Annotated in this window: 21 protein-coding genes and 1 pseudogene; 3 read left to right on the top strand and 19 right to left on the bottom strand. The window is 40.2% G+C overall.

Annotation, left to right across the window (positions count from 1 at the left end; all coding sequences use genetic code 11):
* Positions 1 to 11: 11 nt before the first annotated feature.
* Positions 12 to 1,539 (bottom strand): annotated as a pseudogene (gene purH, locus LRS05_RS14985) (bifunctional phosphoribosylaminoimidazolecarboxamide formyltransferase/IMP cyclohydrolase).
* 135 nt (positions 1,540 to 1,674) lie between these two features.
* Here purH and LRS05_RS14980 point away from each other — a divergent pair.
* Positions 1,675 to 2,928, top strand: coding sequence for an ABC transporter permease (locus LRS05_RS14980; protein WP_257869056.1), 1,254 nt, complete (start codon positions 1,675 to 1,677; stop codon positions 2,926 to 2,928).
* 44 nt (positions 2,929 to 2,972) lie between these two features.
* Here LRS05_RS14980 and LRS05_RS14975 read toward each other — a convergent pair whose 3' ends face one another.
* From LRS05_RS14975 to LRS05_RS17370, 7 genes are all read right to left on the bottom strand, one after another.
* Positions 2,973 to 4,259, bottom strand: coding sequence for a retropepsin-like aspartic protease (locus tag LRS05_RS14975; protein WP_257869055.1), 1,287 nt, complete (start codon positions 4,257 to 4,259; stop codon positions 2,973 to 2,975).
* Between the two features lie 71 nt (positions 4,260 to 4,330).
* Positions 4,331 to 5,182 carry an AraC family transcriptional regulator gene (locus LRS05_RS14970; RefSeq protein ID WP_257869054.1) on the bottom strand — a complete coding sequence of 284 codons (852 nt, stop codon included), beginning with the start codon at positions 5,180 to 5,182 and terminating at the stop codon, positions 4,331 to 4,333.
* A 58-nt stretch (positions 5,183 to 5,240) separates the two neighbouring features.
* Positions 5,241 to 7,766, bottom strand: a complete 2,526-nt coding sequence (locus tag LRS05_RS14965; protein ID WP_257869053.1) for a T9SS type A sorting domain-containing protein — start codon at positions 7,764 to 7,766, stop codon at positions 5,241 to 5,243.
* A 150-nt stretch (positions 7,767 to 7,916) separates the two neighbouring features.
* Positions 7,917 to 8,771 carry an acetyl-CoA carboxylase, carboxyltransferase subunit beta gene (accD, locus tag LRS05_RS14960; RefSeq protein ID WP_257869052.1) on the bottom strand — a complete coding sequence of 285 codons (855 nt, stop codon included), beginning with the start codon at positions 8,769 to 8,771 and terminating at the stop codon, positions 7,917 to 7,919.
* A gap of 77 nt (positions 8,772 to 8,848) precedes the next feature.
* Complete coding sequence (fbaA, locus tag LRS05_RS14955; protein WP_257869051.1) at positions 8,849 to 9,916, bottom strand: class II fructose-bisphosphate aldolase; 1,068 nt, start codon at positions 9,914 to 9,916, stop codon at positions 8,849 to 8,851.
* Positions 9,917 to 9,963: 47 nt separating this feature from the next.
* On the bottom strand, positions 9,964 to 12,306 hold the full coding sequence (locus LRS05_RS14950) for a BamA/TamA family outer membrane protein (RefSeq protein ID WP_308224947.1): 2,343 nt from the start codon (positions 12,304 to 12,306) through the stop codon (positions 9,964 to 9,966).
* Positions 12,254 to 12,394, bottom strand: coding sequence for a hypothetical protein (locus LRS05_RS17370; RefSeq protein ID WP_308224945.1), 141 nt, complete (start codon positions 12,392 to 12,394; stop codon positions 12,254 to 12,256). Before LRS05_RS17370 ends, LRS05_RS14950 begins: the two co-directional genes overlap by 53 nt.
* A gap of 182 nt (positions 12,395 to 12,576) precedes the next feature.
* Here LRS05_RS17370 and LRS05_RS14945 point away from each other — a divergent pair, with 182 nt between their 5' ends.
* Positions 12,577 to 13,314, top strand: coding sequence for an RNA methyltransferase (locus tag LRS05_RS14945; RefSeq protein WP_257869050.1), 738 nt, complete (start codon positions 12,577 to 12,579; stop codon positions 13,312 to 13,314).
* On the opposite strand, the gene LRS05_RS14940 is transcribed toward LRS05_RS14945, so the two are convergent.
* The 11 genes from LRS05_RS14940 to LRS05_RS14890 form a co-directional block, all read right to left on the bottom strand.
* On the bottom strand, positions 13,301 to 14,008 hold the full coding sequence (locus LRS05_RS14940) for a porin family protein (protein WP_257869049.1): 708 nt from the start codon (positions 14,006 to 14,008) through the stop codon (positions 13,301 to 13,303). The two genes, LRS05_RS14945 and LRS05_RS14940, sit on opposite strands and share 14 nt — an antisense overlap.
* A gap of 4 nt (positions 14,009 to 14,012) precedes the next feature.
* Positions 14,013 to 14,741, bottom strand: a complete 729-nt coding sequence (gene ubiE / locus LRS05_RS14935) for a bifunctional demethylmenaquinone methyltransferase/2-methoxy-6-polyprenyl-1,4-benzoquinol methylase UbiE (RefSeq protein ID WP_257869048.1) — start codon at positions 14,739 to 14,741, stop codon at positions 14,013 to 14,015.
* A 75-nt stretch (positions 14,742 to 14,816) separates the two neighbouring features.
* Positions 14,817 to 15,356, bottom strand: a complete 540-nt coding sequence (locus LRS05_RS14930; protein WP_257869047.1) for a hypothetical protein — start codon at positions 15,354 to 15,356, stop codon at positions 14,817 to 14,819.
* A 4-nt stretch (positions 15,357 to 15,360) separates the two neighbouring features.
* Positions 15,361 to 15,849 (bottom strand): dihydrofolate reductase, encoded by a 489-nt coding sequence (locus tag LRS05_RS14925; RefSeq protein WP_257869046.1) that lies wholly within the window; start codon positions 15,847 to 15,849, stop codon positions 15,361 to 15,363.
* A gap of 9 nt (positions 15,850 to 15,858) precedes the next feature.
* Positions 15,859 to 16,683 (bottom strand): thymidylate synthase, encoded by an 825-nt coding sequence (locus LRS05_RS14920; RefSeq protein ID WP_257869045.1) that lies wholly within the window; start codon positions 16,681 to 16,683, stop codon positions 15,859 to 15,861.
* Between the two features lie 183 nt (positions 16,684 to 16,866).
* Positions 16,867 to 17,484, bottom strand: coding sequence for a bifunctional nuclease family protein (locus tag LRS05_RS14915; RefSeq protein WP_257869044.1), 618 nt, complete (start codon positions 17,482 to 17,484; stop codon positions 16,867 to 16,869).
* 92 nt (positions 17,485 to 17,576) lie between these two features.
* Positions 17,577 to 18,545, bottom strand: a complete 969-nt coding sequence (locus tag LRS05_RS14910) for an electron transfer flavoprotein subunit alpha/FixB family protein (protein ID WP_257869043.1) — start codon at positions 18,543 to 18,545, stop codon at positions 17,577 to 17,579.
* A 90-nt stretch (positions 18,546 to 18,635) separates the two neighbouring features.
* A complete protein-coding gene (locus LRS05_RS14905; protein ID WP_257869042.1) occupies positions 18,636 to 19,382 on the bottom strand; it encodes an electron transfer flavoprotein subunit beta/FixA family protein in 747 nt (248 codons plus the stop codon).
* A 170-nt stretch (positions 19,383 to 19,552) separates the two neighbouring features.
* On the bottom strand, positions 19,553 to 20,014 hold the full coding sequence (locus tag LRS05_RS14900; protein WP_257869041.1) for a TlpA disulfide reductase family protein: 462 nt from the start codon (positions 20,012 to 20,014) through the stop codon (positions 19,553 to 19,555).
* A 14-nt stretch (positions 20,015 to 20,028) separates the two neighbouring features.
* Positions 20,029 to 20,910 carry a hypothetical protein gene (locus LRS05_RS14895; protein WP_257869040.1) on the bottom strand — a complete coding sequence of 294 codons (882 nt, stop codon included), beginning with the start codon at positions 20,908 to 20,910 and terminating at the stop codon, positions 20,029 to 20,031.
* Positions 20,904 to 21,521 carry a hypothetical protein gene (locus tag LRS05_RS14890; protein WP_257869039.1) on the bottom strand — a complete coding sequence of 206 codons (618 nt, stop codon included), beginning with the start codon at positions 21,519 to 21,521 and terminating at the stop codon, positions 20,904 to 20,906. The genes LRS05_RS14895 and LRS05_RS14890 overlap by 7 nt, the downstream gene beginning before the upstream one ends.
* Before the next feature lie 223 nt (positions 21,522 to 21,744).
* Here LRS05_RS14890 and LRS05_RS14885 point away from each other — a divergent pair, with 223 nt between their 5' ends.
* Positions 21,745 to 22,722 carry a pyruvate dehydrogenase complex E1 component subunit beta gene (locus LRS05_RS14885; RefSeq protein WP_257869038.1) on the top strand — a complete coding sequence of 326 codons (978 nt, stop codon included), beginning with the start codon at positions 21,745 to 21,747 and terminating at the stop codon, positions 22,720 to 22,722.
* Positions 22,723 to 22,751: the final 29 nt, after the last annotated feature.

Here is a 22,751-nt window from a genome sequence, read left to right as displayed (position 1 = left end):
AAATAGTAAAATTAATGTTTGAAATGACGTGTTCCTGTAAATACCATTGCAACATTATTTTCATTGCAGTAATTGATGCTCAGCTCATCTTTAATCGATCCGCCCGGCTGTATAACAGCAGTGATTCCTGCTTCTTTTGCGAGCTCCACACAATCAGGGAACGGGAAGAAAGCATCGCTTGCCATTACAGCGCCATTCAGGTCGAAATTGAAAGAGGTTGCTTTCTCAACTGCCTGCTTCAAAGCATCAACACGCGATGTTTGCCCAGTGCCTGATGCTATCAGCTGTCCGTTCTTAGCAAATACAATGGTGTTGCTCTTGGTATGCTTGCATATTTTTGATGCAAACAATAAATCTTCAACGTCCTGAGCCGTAGGCTCTTTTACCGTAACGGTCTGTAGTATTTCTTTATTGTCAGTAATATTATCTTTATCTTGAACCAGTATTCCGTTAAGGCACGTTCTTACTTGTCGTTGAGGTAGTTCAACATCGTGCTGAACAAGAATGATCCTGTTTTTCTTTTCCTGAAGAATTGTTATAGCGTCATCATCATAACCTGGGGCAATTACAACTTCACAGAAAAGCTTGTTTATTTCTTCCGCGGCGGCACGGTCTATTTTAGCATTAGCTATAAGTACACCACCAAAGGCAGAGGTTGGGTCGCCTGCAAGCGCATCAAGGTATGCTTCTTTAATTGTTGAGCGCGTAGCCAGTCCGCAGGCATTATTATGCTTCAGGATTGCAAAAGTTGGGTCGTCATTTTTGAATTCCTGCATCAGGTTTACAGCTGCATCTACATCAAGCAGGTTGTTATATGATAACTCTTTGCCGTGAAGCTTGGTAAACATCTTGTCAAAGTCACCGAAGAACCAGCCTTTTTGGTGCGGGTTCTCTCCGTAGCGCAACGCCTGGCCATTTGCTTCGCTATGCTTGTAAACAGTATCGTCAGCATTGAAATAATTGAAAATAGCGCTATCGTAGTGCGAAGACACATGGAAGGCTTTTTGATGCAAATAGCCTTCGCTCTTCCAAAGTAGTGCTTCCCTCATTTTTGATAATGGTTTCCAGGAAAAGCGCATACTCATTTACAGATGCCACAATCACGGTATCTTTAAAATTTTTTGCCGCTGCACGAATAAGAGATATACCGCCTATGTCAATTTTTTCGATGATATCTGCTTCTCCGGCTCCTGATGCTACAGTTTTCTCAAATGGGTACAGGTCAACTATCACTAAATCAATCTGCGGAATGTCGTACTCCTGCATTTGCTGTACGTCGCTGTCATTATCCTGGCGGTTTAGTATGCCCCCGAAGATTTTTGGGTGAAGTGTTTTTACACGTCCGCCAAGGATTGATGGGTACGATGTAACGTCTTCAACCGGCACTACAGGTATGCCCAAATCTTTAATAAAAGATTCTGTACCCCCTGTAGAATAGATGGTTACGTTGTTTTCGTGAAGTTTTTTAACGATGGGTTCAAGCCCCTCTTTATCAAATACAGAAATGAGGGCTGAAGTGATTTTTTTAGTAGTGTTCATTATGTTGTGTTGTTGAGCCGCAAAAGTAGTTAATGTACAGTTAACATTCAATTTCAGGCTGCAGTAATTTTAAACTTACCAAATGAAATTGCCAACCCGAAAAAATTCACGAATTTTACGCTACAATCATCAATTATGGTTTTTTACTTACGCCTTTTAAAAGAGAGTCTTGCTTTTGCGCTGAATGCCCTTACAAATAATAAGTTAAGGACTATACTTTCGCTTCTTGGGGTTACTATCGGTATCTTCTCTATTATCGCCGTGCTTGCGGCAGTTGATTCACTTGACAGGAAGATTAAAGCCGACATGAGTGATATTGATATCAATACCATGTACCTGAAACATTTTTCTTTCGGGCCATCTACTGTGCCGCGATGGAAAAGGGAGCAATTCCCGAAAGTTACATATGAAGAATACCAATATCTGAAAGGTGCTGTTAGTTCTGCTGAGTTCATGGCTTTCCAGTTTTTTACTAAAAACGAGACGGCTAAATATGAAGACAAAACCGTTACAAACCTTAATGCTGTACCCATTTCTTATGAGTTTGCTGATATACAGCGCCTGAAGATAGAGCACGGCCGATTTTATAATGAAAGTGAATCAAATTCCGGGACGGCAGTTGTTGTAATTGGCCACGAGGTTGCCAAGTCATTGTTTGGCGACTTGCCTGCTATCGATAAAAACATTCGGCTTTACGGCCAGCGTTTCACGGTGATAGGTGTGCTTGAAAAACAGGGATCTTCATCTATGGGAATGCCAAGCAATGATATGTCGGTTATTTTTCCTGTAAATTTTATCCGCAGGATGTATGGTGATAATAATGATTTTATGACACCCGTAATAAGCATTAAGCCGTACGAAGGCGAGAATGCAGAAGACGTAAAAGCTGAAGTTACCCAGAAGCTCCGTAACTATCGCGGCCTTCGCGCAGGTGAAGATGATAACTTTATGATTGATATTCTGGCCGGTTTTACACAGATGATAGACCAGTTCCTCGGTGTCTTAAACCTTGTTGGCTGGCTTATAAGCGGGTTCTCTTTGCTTGTAGGCGGCTTTGGTATTGCCAATATTATGTTTGTATCGGTAAAAGAACGTACCACACTTATTGGCATTCAGAAAGCCTTGGGAGCAAAACGTAAATTTATACTATTCCAGTTTTTATTTGAAGCAATAATACTTTCAGTTATTGGCGGTGGCGTAGGGCTGTTGCTGGTGTGGGGTATTGCGGCACTTTTAACCACTGCGCTCGATTTTCCTTTTGTACTTGGCTTTAGCAATATAATGCTCGGTACATCACTGGCGGCATTTATCGGGCTTGTCTCAGGGATACTGCCTGCTATATCTGCAGCCAGGCTAGACCCGGTTGAAGCTATACGAAGCGGAATGTAGAAAACGTATCTAATGCTAATTAATATGTATAACAGGATTTTATGCTAGTTTAAATCTATATACATATCTTTAAAATTGAGTATCAGTGTATCGAATTTAACAAATACATCCTGCCCTAGGTTTCCGTCAAAGTACTTAGTAAATTCATATTCTTCAAGTGTAACATGTACCTCTTCTAATAATGCCTTTTTTGTGCCGATAATTAGTTGAAAATTTGGAAATAAATACTCTTCTACATTTGTCATGCCTCCGGCTCCTCCGCGCTTATTTTTTATAAGGCGCCCTGTAGTTTCTATAACATCTTTATGGTTTCTGTAATACTTAAATGATAATTCTGAATTTTTGGCTCCGGTATCTAAAGTAAACAACAGGCTTTCATTTCCGGAAAATAATTCAACAACAGGATTCAGGCCTTCCAAAACCATATTTTTTAGCTTCGATTTGTTTGGTTTATCCGGTACTGTAATGTTTCCGTTTTTATGCAGGTGCATTTCTCCCAGCGCTTCTATCACAGGAAAACCAATTATACCCTTAATTTCATAATTGATATCAGGAAACGTTAGTTGTGTGTCCGGCATTACTAAAAAGAGTACATTATTAAATAAAATATCACCAACATAAAAATTTTCAGCAACTGCCAGTTTTGAGTTTACATATAAATTTGTAGAAGAACCTACGTTTATATTTTTTTCAATTATTGTTAGGTTCATTTTTTTTGCCATACTTTCAGATATGGTTGACAAATTTGCGCCTGTATCAAATACGAAATGTTCTGATATGTTATTGGACTGAACAGGTGTCATCAAATGATTAAAGTTGTTTCTGTAAGCATTTATTTTAACTGTTAGATGAGGTTGCTTAATCATGGGTTCTACGTCTGCAAATGCACCAAAAAGGCGTTCTACATTTGTGTATTCATTAATTTCTGTGCTGTCGAGCAGAGTAGGGTATTCCTTTAAAATTTTTCTATAAGTTTCAGATGCTTTACTATAATTATATTCGTGTATGTAATTTGCAGCTTTTAAGTTAAGTAATTCAACAACCAAAGAGTCATTAAAACTGCCTTTATGCCGGTTTAATATGATGTCTATATAATTAATAGACGAACTGTTTCTGCCGAATGCCTTTTCAATAAACGCATTATAAAAAATTCTTCTGTGGTCAGAAAGTTTATTTGCATTTTTAGTCAATTTTCTGTCAAGCTCAAAATATTGCTTTTGTTCAAGCAAAATATTTAATTCTCTATCAACAGTATCATCTATCTTATTTGCTGCACATTTAATAAGTGTTAGTGCAATCACACAAATGCCAAATACTCTTAAATAACTCATGATTTCAGTGTTATATTATTTGGCGCTAAATTGGTTTGTATACAGCTTTTGTGATAGTAAAAATTCGACATTCAGAATAAACTGTTAATAATATCCTGATTGAACTTTACCATCTCATGATCTATGTTTAGATATTCTTTAGGCGTATATCCTGAAAATTCTTTAAATTTTTTTATAAAATGCGATTGGTCGTAATAATTACAATCATAAGCAATCTCTGTTAACCTGTGGTTTCTTTTGCTTATTAGTTTTGAAGCATAATTAAATGAAATAATCTGATGGAAAGTTTTTGGCGTAGTACCAATATAGCGGTAAAAATTTCGCTCTAAAGTTTTATATTCGCTTTTTCTTGCTATAATACTCTTAAAACTGAAATTTGATTTCTCATTGTACATATTTGCGATGAAATTTAGGAAATCAGTAATTTTATCATTGCTTTGAAGTTTTGAAAGTAAGAAGCTTTGTACAATATCTACTTGCTCAGGCATTGATGCAGTTTCTGACAGTTGCTCTTCCAAAAAAGTAAACTCAGGGCCAAATACATTTTTTGCGTCAATGATTTTGTTTGTAAATGCATCTAAAGGTTCTTTAACAAATACACTTAAGCACCCGGGTTTAAATAAAATTGATATCGCCTTTGCTTTTGTGGTTGGCACTATAAGGCTGCTTCTTGTTTTGAACCCTACAATATGGCTATCGGTTATGCGGACAAATTGAGAATTATCATTTTTACTTGATCTGTAATAAGGATTACCTAAATTTATTACTAACTCTGTCATCCCGTAAGGTATCGATGGAACGGCAATAATATCATTACTGCATTGTATAGATTCATCAATAGAAATATGCCGGATATATTTCTGTAATTCTTGATGGATATTAGCAGATTCAATTATGGTAGATTTGAAATAGTTATTGCCCATGGTTCTATATTAATAAAAATCCCGCTTATAAGCGGGATTTTCATATTAAAATAGTTTACTAATTTTTCACAATCTTAAATTGCTTAACGCCCAATTCAGATTGTACGCTAACCATATATGTACCTGCTGTAAGCGAAGATACATTTATAAGTTCTTCCGTCTGGCTGCCTTTCTTATCCAGGACTTTCTGCCCTAAAAGATTATAAACCGTTACCTGCTTTATTGCAGATGATGCTTTAATAGTAAGCTCATTTACAACCGGGTTAGGGTAGTATTTAAAAGTTTCCTTTGTAATATCAGCTGTGCCCGCAGGTGCCTGGCCTACTATTGATATGTCAAAGTTACCGCTTGTAGGGTTTGCCAGTGCACTGTATACACGCAGGTAATACGTGTTTCCAACTGTTAGTCCGGTAGCATTAAGTGTTTCGGTTCCTGCACCGCCACCTTCATCTATATCGTCACGGCATGCAAGTGCAGTACCGTTACAATTGCCTTCGCGAAGTTCAATTACAGCATCAAAGTCAAACGTAGGTAAAACTGTTATCAATGCGGTTGCTTCTGTAGCTACAAATGTGAACCATACATCACCTGTTTCAGCCTCCGTACATGCACTTGTAACGCCAGAGTCTGTTGCTCCCGTAGTAGTGTATGTTACCGGCATTGACATTGGCGAAGGTGTAAGTACAACAGCGCCTGCACAATCATCATTACCAATTGCAGTGCGGAAAGTTGTAGTAGCCGTAGCTGTTTCACCTCCTGAGCAATTTGTAGTGATTGTTACTGTATAAACTGTATACGGGCTAAGATCTGTAAGGTTTATTGGTGCAACTGTATTTAAGTTTTGTGGTGTCCCGCCGGGAGAATATGTAACAGTATAGCTTGTTCCACTTGCAACTCCGGTAAAGTTTACCGTTGCAGATGTTGACGTGATTGCCGTTGTAGGCTGGAATGCCACACCCGGGCATGACGGTGTAACTTCCAGGCGTATATTGTCTATGCCAATATCATCAGCACCAAAGTCTGATGTTGCACGGAAACGTATTACGCTGGTAGCAGATGTAGCCGTAAAGGTAACAGATTGGCCGCCGAAACCCGTATTGGTTGTAAGAGTGAGTATTGGTGTTGGTTGCCATGTTGTACCTCCGTCATTACTCAGCAATATGTCAAGCTTGTCATTTCCGGTTGGGTTTGTATAATCAAATGTAAGGGTTTTTGTACCTGCGGCACTTAGGTTTACATAAAGGTCAAGGCTGCCTTGTGTGTTGTTGCTTGTGCCATAGCTATGGAAACGTGCTGAATATGAACCCTGGCTTGCTGCAACAGGATAAGGCGCAGGTTCATCGGCAGGATAGCTCCATCCAGATGTGATAAAGCCCTGGTCATTTCTCCTCCATGAGTTATTTCCTGTTAGTGGTGTTGCCTTCCAGTTCAGGCCGGGAACTTCTGTATTACCGCAGCGGCTCACCCAGCTTTCAAACCCTTGTGTATAAGGCAATGATGCATAATCAGGTGTTGCCGGGTAAACATTTACAGCTACAGGAGTGCTGTAAACTGTTGATCCGGAACATGTAACCGCTGCCCTGTAATAAGTAGTTGTATTAAGGTTTGTAACAGTATAGGTTGCATTTGTTCCTGTTCCTGATACATTTGAATATGAGCCGTCAATGCTTGAAGATTGTTGCCACTGATATGTAACGCCGGTACCGGTTTGAGAATCATTTAATGATAATATTGTTGATGCAATTGTAGTACATCCTGCTGTAACAGTTGCTGCTGTTGTTCCTGCTGCCGGAGGTGAAGTACATGGCACCGGAGGTGTGTAGGTAAATGTTAGTCCGTTTGAAGGTTTTACAGTATTTGTAGCAGCCATGGTAGCAGCATTGGTTACACCTGCAGTGCTTGCCGACCAGTTTGTAGTTGTGGTACGATTAGCGAATACTGCGTTGGTTGCACCCCTTAGGCCAACCTGTGCAGTAGTTGATGCTGATGTTGCTACAGTAGAGTTACCGTAAACAAACTCTATAACATTACTTGTCTCTTTCAGGTGTATCTGGAATTGAAGTAAATCTGCGGTTACATAAGCGAAGTTTGCATAGCGAACAAAATTCTTATACTGTATAACTAGAATTCGGTTGGGCGCTGTACCTATAGTCTCATAGCCAAGTTCACCTGTATTTGCTGCAACACTGCTTCCTGAAATATCAGCGCCAAACGCTGCTGCTGCACCTGCGTAAGCAGTTGTTCCTGATAACGGTGTATATGTGGCGCCTAAAGGAGCGGTAGTGCCAAATGCAACAAAACCATTACTGTTTACACTTATGTTGGTGCCTGAGTTATAAGTTACATTATTAAATGTAAAGTTAAATGGCAGGGCAACCTGATAAGTATTATCATCTGCAGTTGCGGTTCCTGTTCCCAGAACAGTAGGAGATGTAAGCGGTGTATATGTACCGGTTGACTGGCTAAAGGTGTATAGATTAGCCTGCGCCTGCAGCTCCAGGCAACCTGCAAGTACAAATGCAGCTGCCAAGCCTAATTTTGCCGAAGCAATTTGTAATAAACAAGTTCGTAATTTTTTTGTCATAGTAAATTTTTTTTGGTTATTAACTATCGGTTTGTTGTAAATATAACAAGTAATAATTCTTTAACCCTACCTGTAATTAATTTTAACGCTTTCATAATTAGCAGAATAGTGCAATTATCAAAAAAAACCCGCTCAATGGCGGGTTATATTTTATCGTAAAGGCTGATTCTGTATCAGGTCTAAAAATAAATTTATTTTGTCTTTGAGTTCTTTTCTTGGGGTTATAAAATCAAGAAACCCATGCTCAAGTACAAACTCTGCTGTCTGGAAACCTTCCGGCAATTCTTTACCAGTAGTATCTTTTACTACACGCGGACCTGCAAACCCAATTAGTGCTCCGGGCTCAGATATGTTTACATCACCAAGCATTGCGTATGATGCCGTTGTGCCGCCCGTAGTTGGGTCTGTACAAAGTGATATATAAGGTATTTTAGCATCGGCAAGCTGTGCTAGTTTTGCTGATGTTTTAGCCAGCTGCATAAGCGAGTAAGCAGCTTCCATCATCCTTGCCCCGCCTGACTTTGATATCATAAGGAAAGGTATCTTATTTTTGATAGAATAATCTATAGCGCGTGCAATCTTTTCACCCACCACAGCGCCCATAGATCCGCCTATAAAAGCAAAGTCCATACAGGCTATCACAAGGTCTTTACCCTTACTTTTACCTACGGCGGTCCTTACGGCATCTTTCAGCTTTGTTTTATCTATCGCATCTTTAAGCCTGTCACTGTATTTTTTTGTGTCAACAAAATTTAACGGGTCTTTACTGGTCATGTTTTTATCCAGCTCGGTAAACTCGTTATTGTCAAACAATATGTCGAAATATTCTTTGCTGCCTATCCTCACATGGTAACCGTCTTCAGGGCTTACATAGAAATTTTTTGCAAGCTCGTCAGCATCTACAATTTTTCCTGTTGGTGATTTATACCATAATCCTTTAGGTACATCTTTCTTGTCTTCGGTTGGTGTCTGTATCCCTTTTTCCGTCCTTTTAAACCAAGCCATAGTTTTCCTTATTTAAATGAATAACGGTTGAAGATACCTGCCTTAGCCTGATGATCTTCAACCGCAAAATTGTAACTTTATAGAGTATTAACGTTGTTTAAGTCGGCAAATGCCTGCTCCAGCCTTTTGTTGAAAGTAACTTCACCCTCGCGTATCCATTTCCTCGGGTCGTAGTGCTTTTTGTTTGGAGAATCAGGTCCGTCCGGGCTGCCTATCTGTGTTTTGAGGTAGTCAATTTTTCCTGTCATATAATCGCGGATACCTTCGGTAAATGCAAATTGAAGGTCGGTATCAATATTCATCTTGATAACGCCGTAGCTTATCGCTTCCCTTATTTCTTCAAGTGTTGAGCCTGAACCACCGTGGAAAACAAAATCAATAGGGTTGTGGCCTGTATTGAATTTTTGCTGTACATATTCCTGGGAATTTTTCAGGATTACCGGCGTAAGCTTTACGTTGCCCGGCTTGTACACACCGTGAACATTACCAAATGCCGCAGCTACGGTAAACTTATCAGATATTTTGCTAAGCGCTTCGTACACCTGGCCTACTTCTTCCGGTTGGGTGTAAAGTTTTGAGCTGTCAACATCGCTGTTATCAACACCGTCTTCCTCACCACCTGTTATACCAAGCTCAATTTCCAGCGTCATGCCCAGCTTGCTCATCCTTTTCAGGTATTCGGTACAAATTTCAATATTTTCTTCAAGCGGCTCCTCGCTCAGGTCAAGCATATGCGATGAGAAAAGCGGCTTGCCTGTTTCGGCAAACTGTTTTTCACTTGCTTCAATAAGCCCGTCTACCCAAGGCAAAAGGTTTTTTGCGCAATGGTCTGTATGCAGTATCACTGTCGCTCCATATGCTTCAGCAAGCGTGTGTATGTGTTTTGCACCTGCAACAGCCCCAAGTATTGCAGCTTTCTGGCCATCATTGCTAAGGCCTTTACCCGCGTTAAATGCCGCACCGCCGTTACTGAACTGGATGATTACCGGAGCTTTAAGTTTTGCCGCTGTTTCAAGCACACCGTTTATGGTGCTTGAGCCTGTAACGTTTACCGCAGGCAGGGCAAAACCCTTCTCTTTGGCATATTTAAATATCTCCTGTACCTGGTCTCCGGTTGCAACCCCCGGCTTAATATTGTGCGCCATTTTGGTGATTTTTTTAAAATTGAACTACAAAAATAATATTTTTAAAATTAGAAAGGATAATTAATACCCACATTTAAAACTGAGTTGGCAAAATTGTATTCCTTAAACCAACGGCTATTTTCAGGCAAGCCTGGGTTATAGGTTTTAAAGCCCACGTCAAAGCGTACCACAAAGAAGCTGAAATCGTACCTGAAGCCAAAGCCTGTTCCTAATGCCAGGTCTCTGAAAGATTCAAAGCCGTTGAAGGTAAAGTCGTCGTCAGTTACATTATCAAACACATTCCAGATGTTGCCCACGTCGCCAAATATTGCGCCATTGAGTTTGCCAAACAGGTTAAAGCGCAGCTCGGCACTGTAGGCCATTTTTAAGTTAGCTTCGTTAAAGTCATTTTGCCCGCCGCTGCGCCCCGGGCCAAGGCGGTATGCCTGCCATGCCCTATTATCATTGCTACCGCCTGCGAAGTAGCTGCGTGTAAAGGGAATATTGTTTGAGTTGCCGTAAGGCACTGCAAGCCCGAAGAATGCACGCATTGCCAATACCTTACTGCGACGCAGGTCAAAGTGTTTTATAAAGTCAAGCTCTCCTTTAATATATTGCGAATATTCTACATCAAAAATCATTTTGTTACCGTTGCTGCTTCTGGCCGGGTCATTACTTAGTGATGAGATTAGACCCAGAAAATTACCGGCACTTTCAATTTTCGATTTGAAAATAAAAAAAGTATTATCGGTAAGGTTGGTGCGGGTGGTAGTGGTATAAGTAAAATTTGATGCAAAAATAAGGTTGTCCTGCGTTAGCCTTTTACGTCTTTCTTCAATACTGTTAAGGTTGTCCCTGTCGGTTCCAGAGATTGAAATGATGCCAAGTTCAACGTCTTCAATAAACCCTGTAGCGCCCTCAGGTATTGCCAGCTCACGCCTTGGGTTGCCCGGCTGCTGCGGAAGGAAGTCTTCAGGGTTAACCTGGGAGGCATATGCGTTCGCAATATCATTTAACCTGTCATAAGACGATTCGTAAACATTAAAATAGTTGTCAGAATTTACATTTCGTACATATTGTATATTGAAGAGGTCAAGTTTGGCATTTACCCTGTTATTGCGTCGGGGCGACCAGCTATAGCCAAGAACGCCCGTAAAACTTTCTTTATCAAGGCCTATATTACGCTGGCGGCTTATACCAAGGCTCATAAGTGTAGAAGGTATCATCTCTTTTGAGATTACACGCTCTGTATTTATAGGGAAAAATATCCTAGGGAAGCTCAGCTTTACATCGGCACCATATTCTGATACGTTGAAAAATGATTTGTCCTGTATGGCAAGGTCACGTGAGGAGCCAATGTTTCCACGAGTGGAAAGTTCCAGTATTTCCGCACCCTTAAATATATTACGTATTGATAGCCCCAAGCTGCCCTGTATACCGAAATCCTGAATGTTGGAGTGTGTAAAATCAGCCGTAATGTTGAAGCGGTATTTCTTACGCGGGTTAAGGTAAATATTGGTAATGAGGCTGGAGCCGCTTGCATCTGTGGTATCCTGTACATACTGTATCTGAGGGTAGTTGAAAACCCTCAGGTTGCTGAGATACCTTGATGTAAGCACCCGCCTGAAATCAGAGAATGTGCTGCCGGGTGTAATAAAAACAGCGTCAGTTATTGCCTTTGGCCGGTAATTAAGCTTTCCTGTACTATAAAGGTTAAAACCATTATAGCTTACGCTGTCTATTGCCTGGTTTTCTTCAGTAGGGTTTTTGGTGTAGATGTTAACCTTGCTTATTTTATAAAGCTTAAATGGCCGCGTAAATGATGAATCACCCTGACGGATAGATTCGTTATCTATATATAGTTTTACATCAGCTTCATACTTCTCACTTACCGTATCAAGTACATAGTGAATATTATTCTGCTGGAAAGTGTAAGCGCCACGATTCCTGGAGTATGAGGTTATACGCTCGCGCTCGCCGGTAAAGTTTGTCTCGTCGAATTGGTCACCCTTGCGAATCATTGATTCTGCTTTTGTAATATTGTAGAGGCTGTCTAGAGCAGGAGTTTCAATTATGGTGGCTATACTGTCAATAATATACGGTTTACCGGTTTCAACTGTATAGGTCACCTTAGCCTTCTTTACATCAAGCGTATCAACTTTAAAGTTTACTTTATTCCTGAAATAACCGCGTTTATGGTGGTAGGCAGAGAGCCTGCTGCGTGATTTTTTCACGCGGTTCATGTCAATTACCACAGGTGGTTCTCCTGTTTTCTTGAGGAAGTTGCTCAGTCCTGATACTACAAATGAGTTGCCAAGGCGCTGTACCTGTTTCTCACTAAATATTTTTCGCATTCGCTCATGCCTCCCCCGGTTTACGGTCAAGCCATGCCCTGTAAGATGAGTCAGCATTAGGTTTGGCAAGGTTATAAAGGTGCAGCCTCAGCCTGTAGCCAAGTATATTGCTGTTGGGCAGTTGGTACAGCTGGTCGTTAAGCACATCTTCATTTTTTTCTCACCGTTTACCATTACGTCATTCTCCATTAGCAAATGGCGGTTATCCGGAACCCGTTTAGTAAGGGAACACGAATATAAAATGCAGGCCGATAAAATAAGTGCTATTTTTGCTGTGAAATTTTTCAAGACGGTATTGCCAAATAGTAATTCAAAAATACATTTTTTATGCTTAGTAAAAACCAAATAAAATTAATAACGGGATTACAGCAAAAAAAATACCGTAAAGAGCATAATTTATTCCTTGCTGAAGGTATAAAAACCGTTCAGGAATTATTAAATTCTGAATTTGAACTTTACCATTTATATACTACTGAAAACATTTTCAGCGATGTTGAAAAAAATAGGGTGACCATTATATCCCCGCCTGAACTTGAAAAAATTTCGGCGCTGACTACTCCAAACACATGCCTTGCAGTTTTTAAGATACCTGAATTAAGACAGGTAAAAGCCGAAGGCCTTGTAATAGCGCTTGATGATGTTCGCGACCCCGGTAATCTGGGGACAATTATCAGGCTGTGTGACTGGTTTGGCATAAACCAATTGATATGTAGTGAAGCCTGTGCCGACGTTTATAACCCAAAGGTGGTAATGGCTACAATGGGCTCACTGGCGCGGGTGAACGTGGCTTATACTAATCTTGAAGAATTCCTGGCCAATACCAAGCTGCCTGTTTTCGGAACGTTCATGGATGGCGATAATATCTACAATGAAAGGCTGCCGGAAAATGGAATCATAGTAATGGGCAATGAAGCCAATGGAATTTCTGCTGAAATTGAAAAACTTTGTTCACAACGGATAGCCATACCGCGCTTTGGCGAATTACAGGCGACCGAAAGTCTTAATGTTGCGACCGCGACAGCAATAATACTGAGCGAATTCAGACGAAATTTTAGTGGAAAGTGAAGTTGATGAGTACCGCCCTGGTAGTCATGCCCTGAATATTACCGGTATATGGGCTGTTCGGGTCGTTATCACGAATCAATTCATCATCAAGCCCAAATACTCCACGAATAGATGGTGAAAATTTAAAGTATTCAAAATACAGGTCTATACCAAAACCAAGCTCGTAGTTGTTCGTCCATCGTTTCATACGGAAACGCCCCTGCATGTTATCATCCAGGATGTTATAGTTACTTGAAAGGTTTATGGTACGGGATAGGCCGCCTACAAGGTATGGCCGCACATTACCTGTACGCTTGCTCGAGAACTTAAGCAGCAACGGGAAATGTATATAGGTTGATTTTACCTGGCGCTCGGCATCAAAGGCATTGTCAAATCCGGGGAAAGTAAGATTACGCTGCGTGTAGTAAAGCCCGGGCTCAAACCTTAAGTCAACATATTCGAAAATACGGAGATTGCCTACAAGCCCAACGTTAAAACCTGTTGTGCCTTTTTCTATAATATCAACCTCCTGCGGATTAATATAGTCAAACTTAAAGCCATAGCTGTTGAAGCCCAAAAAATAGCCCCAGTGTACCCGCTGCTTGTCAAAATTTTCAAGGTTGATGATCGGGTCCCTGCCAAATACATTAGTGCCGAACTGTGCATGGCTGCACAGGCTTGTAAGTAGAGCTATTACTGCAAGGAATTTCTTCATAGTATTATTTTGAAGCCGAATAAATTGTTGCCACACCCATAGTTTGCGGCGCGTGCTTAACATCTATAAACCCAACTTGGCGCAAAATATTGTTTAACTTTTCACCATATGGGAAAACAGATGCCGATTCGCTTAGGTATGCGTAAGCCGACCTGTCTTTAGAAAACAGTCGGCCAATAGCCGGGAGTATGAATTTTGTGTAAAATGCGTACCCTTGTTTGAATGGAAATTTTGTAGGTACAGACGTTTCCAGTATTACAAAGATGCCGCCGGGTTTTAATACACGCAGTATTTCTGCAAGGCCTTTTTCAAGCGTTTCAAAGTTGCGGACGCCGAAAGCAACGGTTATGGCATCAAAGCGGTTGTCTTCAAATGGCAGGTTCTCGCTGTCGCCCTGAACCATTTGTATTTTATTTGAAAGGTTTCTTTCAGCGATTTTATTGCGGCCAACTTCAAGCATGCCTGCGCTAAGGTCGAGCCCTATTATTTCGGTTGCCCCTGTTTGCGACATCAATATGGCAAGGTCGCCCGTTCCGGTAGCAATGTCAAGTACACTTTGCGGGTTTTTAGCCGAAACCATAGCCAGCACCTTTTTGCGCCATTTTACATCAATACCGAAGGAAATCACGCGGTTGAGCCCGTCGTAATTGCCGGAAATGGTGTCAAACATTTGCGCTACCTGCTCTTTCTTGCCCAGGCCGCTGTCTTTATATGGAGTAACTTGTTGAGGCATTGTTGCTATTTACGGCGTAAAGATAGTAGAAGTTTTATTAAAAAGGGATTTAGTTGATTATAACAAAAACCTAAATCAATCTGTAATAGGTTCCCAGTCGCCTTTCTTAAAAAATACATTATTAAATTTTTCTGAATGTAAGACCATATAAAGATCCCATGTTCGCCTGTAAATTGTAGGGTAATCGGCCACTATATGATGCGTGGGCCGGCTCATTTTAATGGCAATCCTCGCAGAACCGTAACCATAATCCCTGATTTCAGCTATGCCTTTGTGTACTTTGAGAATCTTATTGCCGTCAGTATGATAAAAGTATACAGAATCATTTTTCTTAATCTCAAACCTGAAGCTGTTGTATTGCCAGTCGGCTTGTTTACCGGGATAAAAAGCCCTGTCGATAACATAGGTGCCGTAAAAATCACTACCGTCAAGTTTCTTTTTCGAAAAGATAAACCCTACTACAGATGCAGCTATTACCAAAGTGAATATACCAATGACTATGGCCAGTATTGCTTTGCCAAAAATTGGTTTTCGTGTTACTGCGAGTAATATTAGTAATACAACAATTGTAGGGAAAATTATGAATATCATTCCGAGGCTGAAACCAAAACCCATACTATTATTTGTTTATCCAAGTTTCAAAAGTAAACTCAAGCTTATGCTTTTCATCTTTAGGATGGTGAACCCTTTCAGTCAATTTCCATTTGCTTAAATCAATTTCAGGAAAAAAAGCATCAGCGTCAGGGGTTATGCCGTGTACGCGTGTGAGTTCAATTTTGTCAGCCCTGTCAATCGCCTGCTTGTATATCTCACCACCGCCAATTATAAAAACTTCTTCGGCTTGTGGGCAGGCGACAATGGCTTCGTCAAGGCTGTTTACAATGATGCAGCCTTCAGCCTTATAATTTTCCTGACGTGTAATGATTACATGCGTACGGTTCGGCAGCATCCCCGGCAGGCTCTCAAACGTCTTGCGGCCCATAATTATATAGTGGCCTGATGTAAGCTTCTTAAAACGCTTAAAATCGTCAGGCAGGTGCCAAAGCATCTTATTGTCTTTGCCCAGGGCACTGTTTTCCGCAACTGCAGCTATAAGAGTAAGGGTCATAAGCAGGAATTAAACAGCAACCACTCCCTTAATATGCGGGTGCGGGTCGTAATCTACAAGTGTGAAATCTTCAAATTTAAAACTGAAAATATCTTTCACATCTGGGTTTAGTATCATTTTAGGTAATGGCCTTGGTTCGCGGCTTAGCTGTAGTTCAAGCTGTTCCATGTGATTGTTATAGATGTGTGCATCGCCAAAAGTGTGGATGAAATCGCCCGGCTGGTAACCGCAAACCTGCGCAATCATCATTGTCAGCAACGCATACGAGGCCATATTGAAAGGCACACCTAAAAATATATCTGCACTCCGCTGATACAACTGACATGACAACTTACCTTCAGCGACGTAGAATTGAAAAAACGCATGGCAGGGCGGGAGGGCCACTTTGCCTTCAGCTACGTTCTCAGCGAAAGATTTTGAAGTGTCAGGCAGCACACTCGGGTTCCATGCCGAGATAAGCATGCGTCGGCTGTTGGGGTTGGTCTTCAGTATCTCGATAAGTTCGGCAATCTGGTCGATTTCTTTATTGTCCCAATTACGCCATTGGCGGCCATACACAGGGCCCAGGTCTCCGTTTTCATCAGCCCACTCATCCCAAATGCGAACGCCGTTTTCGTTGAGGTATTTTATATTGGTGTCTCCGTTTAAAAACCAAAGCAATTCGTAAATAATTGATTTAAGATGCAGCTTTTTTGTGGTTACCATCGGGAAACCTTCGTTCAGGTCAAAATGCATCTGGTAACCAAAAACGCTTTTTGTGCCGGTACCAGTACGGTCGCCTTTTTGCACACCGTTTTCCATTACGTGCTTTACAAGGTCATGGTATTGCTTCATTTCGTTGTTGATTTTGTTTATTCGATATTCGTTAATTTGGAGAAAGGCCAAATCATAACCTGAATGCAAAATACGTAAAATGAAAATTCCCGTGACGGAAGCTCACGGGAATTTTTTAAATTTTTATTAACGGTTAAATAGCTCATCAACTGACCAAATAACCAAATCACCAGCTTACCTAAATCAACTCTCCCTTTTAGAAATTTCATCGCGAATCTTGGCGGCTTTCTCGTAATCCTCATTCTGCACCGCACCTTCAAGCATTTCATGCAGTTCCTGGAGGCTGTATTGTGTATAACCTTCACCCGAAACTGTACTGCTGCTGCCGAATGTTTCAGGCTCTGTAAGCACTTCGTCAGGATGATGCTCTCCTTCTGTTTCCGGGCTTATTTTGAGGTAGATACCTGCTTTGTCAAGTATGTTTTTGTAGGTGAAAATCGGCGCATTGAAACGAAGTGCAAGTGCAATAGCATCGCTTGTCCTGGCATCAATTATTTCTTCAATACGGTCACGTTCGCAAATTATGCTCGAGAAGAAAACCCCGTCAACCAGTTTGTGAATAATCACCTGCTTTACTACGATATCAAACCTGTCGGCAAAATTCTTGAAAAGGTCATGAGTAAGGGGCCTTGGCGGCTTTATCTCTTTTTCAAGGGCAATGGCAATAGACTGGGCTTCAAAAGCGCCAATAACTATTGGTAGTTTGCGTTCGCCATCAACCTCGTTAAGTATCAGGGCATAGGCTCCGTTTTGGGTCTGGCTGTATGAGATGCCTTTTATAGTAAGTTTTACTAAGCTCATAAAATGTTAGTGCAAAAAATAAGGGCTATCCAAACAAAGATAAAACTATCGTCATCCGGATAGCCCGAAAGTGGGCACAATTTATAATAAAATTATGAGTTTTGTGCCTTGAAGGCTTTAATTTTTTCTGTCAGTTTCGGCAGTATTTCAAAAGCATCACCTACAATACCGTAGTCAGCAACTTTAAAGAAAGGTGCATCAGCATCAGCGTTGATTACCACTTTAACTTTAGATGAATTGATACCCGCGATGTGCTGTATCGCCCCTGAAATACCCACAGCTACATACAAGTTTGATGCTACAGGCTTACCTGTCTGGCCAACGTGCTCGCTGTGAGGCCTCCAGCCAAGGTCGCTCACCGGCTTAGAGCAGGCTGTTGCAGCACCAAAAGCAGCAGCAAGGTCTTCAATAAGGTGCCAGTTTTCAGGGCCTTTCAGTCCGCGGCCACCCGATACTACAACGTCAGCATCAGCGATAGTAACTTTACCCGTAACTTTTTCAGACGACTCAACTTTTACTGAGAAGTCGGCATCATTTAATGTTGGATTAAACTCTTCTACAGTAGCAGCGCCGTTAGATTCTACAAGTCCGAATGAGTTTTTACCGATTGCGATAACCTTTACATCAGTATTTATTTCAGTGATGTTGAAAGCTTTATTTGAAAATGCATTTCTCTTAACCTGGAAAGGCGAAAGGCTTATTGGCGCAGCCACCACGTTTGAAGCATAACCAGCCTCAAGGCCTACAGCTACAAGCGGAGCAAGGTATAGGCTATCAGTAGTTGATGAAAGTACAACAATTTTAGCCCCTTCTTTTTGCGCAGCCTGCTTTATAGCATCAGCATAAGCCTTTGCATTAAATGTAGCAAGCTTATCATTTTTCACGTTAAGCACTTTATCAACGCCATATTGGCCAAGTGCCGAAACATCATTGGCGTTAATTGTTACTGCGGTAACAGTAGTACCGGTTTCGCCGGCTATTTTTTTAGCGTAAGAAGCAAGCTCAAACGCCGTCTTTTTAAATTTTCCTTCAGCTTGTTCAGCGTATATTAAGATTGACATGTTTTTAATTTTTTAATTTGAAAATGTATCAATGTATCAATTGGCTTCTTGCGCGGAATTGCTACATTGAAAAATTAATTCATCGTTTCATTAAATTACTTTCGCTTCGTTGTGCAGCAGGTTTACAAGTTCATCAAGGTTGTCTGGGCTTATCATCTTCACAGCTGACTTTGGTGCAGGTTTTTCAAATTTAACTGCTTTTGTCTTGCTGTCGGCTCCGGTTGGCTCAAGTACAGTAAGGGCTTTTTGGCGTGCCATCATAATACCACGCATGTTTGGTATCCTCAGGTCTTTTTCTTCCACAAGGCCTTTTTGTCCGCCTACAACTAGTGGCAATTTAGCGCTTAATGTTTCCTTACCACCGTCAATTTCGCGAACGGCTTTCGCCTCGGTACCGTTTACTTCAAGCTTAAGGCAAGAATTTACAAAATCAAAGTTAAGCATTGCTGCAAGCATTCCAGGAACCATTCCGCCGTTATAGTCAAGAGATTCTTTACCGGCAATTACAAGGTCATAACCTCCATTCTTTACCACTTCAGCAAGCTGTTTAGCCACAAAGAAACCATCGGTAGGGTTTGCGTTCACACGTATAGCCTCGTCAGCGCCTATGGCAAGGGCTTTCCTTAACGTTGCTTCAGCATCAGTACCGCCAACGTTTACCACTGTAACACTCGCGCCCTGTTGCTCTTTAAATATGATTGCCCTTGTAAGGCCAAACTCGTCATTCGGGTTTATTACAAACTGTACGCCGTTGGTGTCAAACTCAGCGTCGCCGTTGGTGAAGTTGATTTTTGCAGTAGTATCAGGCACGTGGCTGATGCAGACTAATATTTTCATTTTATTGAATTTATTAAATTATAAATGCTATATTTTGGGCAACGAAATTACTTAATATTATCGAAATAAACAATTATGCATGCATAATATTTTGATGCTAAGCATCCTACTATTTCGTTTTCGAAAGAAATTACAGCAAATGCTGCGTCGCGGCTTATTTTATGTGCTGATTATTGATTCAGGTATTTATCTATCTCTGCCTGTAATTTTTTACCGGGACGTGGAGCATTATTGTTTACAAGGATACCGTTTTTATCAAAAATTACATAATTGGGTATAGATGATCCTTTTATGGTTTTTGCGAGCTCCGTTTTTTTAATCTGAAAAGACATATAGCTGTAAGGTTCTTCGGCAATGCCTTCTTTTTCAGCGGCTTCTTTCCATTTTTCCTGATCAATATCCATTGATATGAACACAAATGCAATATCTGAATTTTTGTATTTTTTCATTAGAGATTTCATTGCCGGCATTTCTTTACGGCAGGGTTTGCACCAGCTGGCCCAATAATCTATTACTATAACTTTACCCTTGTTTTGGGCTATAATCTCGTCAATAGATGTTTTGGTTGCGTATTGTTGTTGAGGCAGTTGTAGTAACACTGCGAAAAGGAGTACTGCGAGATATTTCATCATGCTTATTAAGTTGTTTAGAATTCTATAATCATATCATAATTGCTTTCTTGCCTTACCCAAATATTGCGTTCATCAAATCTTTGATAAGGAAACAAAATATAAGATTTCACTGATTCAATACGTATTATTTTTAATGCAGGTACAGCGCTTATAGCACCATATCTCGATTGAATATATTTTATTTTATATGATTCTTCAGGGAGTAATTCAAATGCGATAAAAATGCCATTTTTAGGCATCGAAATGTTGTAATCAGAAATGTCTGCTTCAACATATCTTTTATTGTCTGTCCGCTTCAGTAAAATGCCGTCCGGTATAAGTTGTTTTCCCGGAAAACCTGTCAGTGAATCCACTAAATATAAATTAGCTTTAAAAGGTAAATATTTCAAACCCTTTACTCCTCCGAAGTTAACAGTATTATACTTTAATTTTTTTATTATTTTATTTTCAGTTTTGGTGCCAGGAATAAAATTAACTACAATGTAATTAAATCCGAAATTTTCCAAAGTAGGTTCTCTCACAATTTTAATCTTTCCCGAAACAGTAGTAACATCTAATAAATAAGCCTTTTCATTTAGAATTATTTGATTATGTGTAGGGAACTTAATTATTTTGTCTTCAAAATTAAGATGCCTTATTTCTAACTTTTTAATATCCTTTATCTCAGTTTCTTTTAAAACGAATTTCCCAACGCTATCGGAGATGAGTTGTATCTCAGAATTTTTGAAATAGACTTTTATGATAGCATCCGGTACAGGAACTGAATCTTTATCGGCAATTTGAAAGATTCTTTCTGATGTTTGTGAAAAACAATCAAATGATAATAATGATAAAATGCATAGAGTAAATATTACTCCATGCATTTGTATATTACATCCTTTTGTACTGGCTAACATCCAGCCCACATAGTAAATCTACGTAATTTTATACCAAGAAATGTCCTTGCGCAGTTCCATTCACAACTTTCTGATACAGCTTCACCACCAGAATAAAGATATTGGTGATTTCCAGTTCGATAGCAATCTCTATAACCCATAATTTGATTTGCCGGTGGGTCAAAACTTGGATCTTCGATAACTTTTATAAAGTTAAATCTATCAGTAACCTCATATTCGGGAAGTTCGTTAATTCTATCAGTAATAATTCTTTCGTTTGTTGAAAGATCTACGATTGTTAGCACATTATTAACGCGATCAACATCTGCAAAGTAAACTAGTTTTCTAGTAGTTTTATCTACGAAATTGTATCCCCGAGCAACAGTCTCATTGCCAACAAAAACTTCTGTTACGGTATAAAACCTTCCTTCGGCGGTTCTATTGTGTGAAGACAAATTAATATCCACAGATTTTCCTAGTCTAAAATCACCAGAATAAAATGTTTTTAAGAAAGCATCATCGTTATTCTGAGTCTCTGAGAAATTAATAGATTCGCTGTCTTCTGAACAACTGGTTAAAAAACTTGCACTGAATAATAGTGCGATTAAAAGCAGGTAAGGAACTTTTTTCATTTTTTAAAAATTGAAGTTAGTAAAATATTTTTATCAGCTGATTTTGTAAAATTATTATAAAGCAGTATTTGTAATTACGCATTAATGTTAATTAAATGTTAATTTTTTAAGCATTTACGTACATTAATAGACATAGATATCGAAATGAAATATTTTTCTAAGATAACACTTATAATAACTTAAATAATTATTTTTGCCATTCAATTAAATCAGGAAACACACTATGAGGACCATACAATTCAGGGAAGCGATTTGCGAAGCGATGAGCGAAGAGATGCGCCGTGACGAAACGATATACTTAATGGGCGAGGAGGTTGCCGAATATAACGGAGCTTATAAAGCCTCTAAAGGAATGCTTGATGAATTTGGTCCGAAGCGGGTTATAGATACACCTATTGCCGAGCTTGGTTTTGCAGGTATCGCGGTAGGCAGCGCCATGAATGGCAACAGGCCAATTGTGGAATTTATGACCTTCAACTTCTCTCTTGTAGGTATTGACCAGATAATCAACAACGCTGCTAAAATGCGCCAGATGTCGGCAGGGCAGTTCAGTATGCCGATGGTATTCCGCGGGCCTACAGCTTCAGCAGGGCAGCTTGCTGCAACGCACTCTCAGGCTTTTGAAAACTGGTATGCCAACACGCCGGGGCTTAAGGTAGTTGTACCATCAAACCCTTACGATGCAAAAGGATTATTGAAGTCGGCAATCCGTGATAATGACCCGGTAATCTTCATGGAATCGGAGCAGATGTATGGCGACAAAGGCGAAGTGCCTGATGGAGAATACACTATTCCGCTTGGCGTGGCTGATGTGAAGCGTGAAGGTAAAGATGTGACAATCGTATCTTTCGGTAAAATCATCAAAGAAGCTTTCATTGCTGCTGACGAGCTTGAAAAAGACGGAATCAGCTGCGAAATCATCGACCTGCGTACCGTTCGCCCTATGGATCATAACACCATTCTTGAATCGGTTAAAAAAACCAACAGGCTGGTAGTTCTTGAAGAGGCTTGGCCGTTTGCCAGCGTTGCTTCAGAGATAACATACATTGTTCAGGAGCGTGCGTTTGATTACCTTGATGCATCTATCCAGAGGATAACAACAGCTGATACGCCAGCCCCATATTCGCCTAACCTTTTGAAGGAATGGCTTCCTAACGCTGGTGATGTTGTTAAGGCTGTCAAAAAAGTTATGTACAAGTAATAAAATATAATCTATATTTGAAACTTCAT

This window comes from Flavobacterium sp. J372 (genome assembly GCF_024699965.1).
In the GTDB taxonomy this organism is placed as follows: Bacteria; Bacteroidota; Bacteroidia; order Flavobacteriales; family Flavobacteriaceae; genus Flavobacterium.
Note: the sequence above shows the minus strand (reverse complement) of the source record. Positions and strands in the feature narration are given on the sequence as shown.

What these genes read in the sequence shown, in the direction of transcription:
- LRS05_RS14980 (WP_257869056.1), top strand. Translation starts at nt 1,675, where the DNA reads ATGGTTTTTTACTTACGCCTTTTAAAAGAGAGTCTTGCTTTTGCGCTG.
- LRS05_RS14975 (WP_257869055.1), bottom strand. Translation starts at nt 4,259, where the DNA reads ATGAGTTATTTAAGAGTATTTGGCATTTGTGTGATTGCACTAACACTT.
- LRS05_RS14970 (WP_257869054.1), bottom strand. Translation starts at nt 5,182, where the DNA reads ATGGGCAATAACTATTTCAAATCTACCATAATTGAATCTGCTAATATC.
- LRS05_RS14965 (WP_257869053.1), bottom strand. Translation starts at nt 7,766, where the DNA reads ATGACAAAAAAATTACGAACTTGTTTATTACAAATTGCTTCGGCAAAA.
- accD (WP_257869052.1), bottom strand. Translation starts at nt 8,771, where the DNA reads ATGGCTTGGTTTAAAAGGACGGAAAAAGGGATACAGACACCAACCGAA.
- fbaA (WP_257869051.1), bottom strand. Translation starts at nt 9,916, where the DNA reads ATGGCGCACAATATTAAGCCGGGGGTTGCAACCGGAGACCAGGTACAG.
- LRS05_RS14950 (WP_308224947.1), bottom strand. Translation starts at nt 12,306, where the DNA reads ATGCTGACTCATCTTACAGGGCATGGCTTGACCGTAAACCGGGGGAGG.
- LRS05_RS14945 (WP_257869050.1), top strand. Translation starts at nt 12,577, where the DNA reads ATGCTTAGTAAAAACCAAATAAAATTAATAACGGGATTACAGCAAAAA.
- LRS05_RS14940 (WP_257869049.1), bottom strand. Translation starts at nt 14,008, where the DNA reads ATGAAGAAATTCCTTGCAGTAATAGCTCTACTTACAAGCCTGTGCAGC.
- ubiE (WP_257869048.1), bottom strand. Translation starts at nt 14,741, where the DNA reads ATGCCTCAACAAGTTACTCCATATAAAGACAGCGGCCTGGGCAAGAAA.
- LRS05_RS14930 (WP_257869047.1), bottom strand. Translation starts at nt 15,356, where the DNA reads ATGGGTTTTGGTTTCAGCCTCGGAATGATATTCATAATTTTCCCTACA.
- LRS05_RS14925 (WP_257869046.1), bottom strand. Translation starts at nt 15,849, where the DNA reads ATGACCCTTACTCTTATAGCTGCAGTTGCGGAAAACAGTGCCCTGGGC.
- LRS05_RS14920 (WP_257869045.1), bottom strand. Translation starts at nt 16,683, where the DNA reads ATGAAGCAATACCATGACCTTGTAAAGCACGTAATGGAAAACGGTGTG.
- LRS05_RS14915 (WP_257869044.1), bottom strand. Translation starts at nt 17,484, where the DNA reads ATGAGCTTAGTAAAACTTACTATAAAAGGCATCTCATACAGCCAGACC.
- LRS05_RS14910 (WP_257869043.1), bottom strand. Translation starts at nt 18,545, where the DNA reads ATGTCAATCTTAATATACGCTGAACAAGCTGAAGGAAAATTTAAAAAG.
- LRS05_RS14905 (WP_257869042.1), bottom strand. Translation starts at nt 19,382, where the DNA reads ATGAAAATATTAGTCTGCATCAGCCACGTGCCTGATACTACTGCAAAA.
- LRS05_RS14900 (WP_257869041.1), bottom strand. Translation starts at nt 20,014, where the DNA reads ATGATGAAATATCTCGCAGTACTCCTTTTCGCAGTGTTACTACAACTG.
- LRS05_RS14895 (WP_257869040.1), bottom strand. Translation starts at nt 20,910, where the DNA reads ATGTTAGCCAGTACAAAAGGATGTAATATACAAATGCATGGAGTAATA.
- LRS05_RS14890 (WP_257869039.1), bottom strand. Translation starts at nt 21,521, where the DNA reads ATGAAAAAAGTTCCTTACCTGCTTTTAATCGCACTATTATTCAGTGCA.
- LRS05_RS14885 (WP_257869038.1), top strand. Translation starts at nt 21,745, where the DNA reads ATGAGGACCATACAATTCAGGGAAGCGATTTGCGAAGCGATGAGCGAA.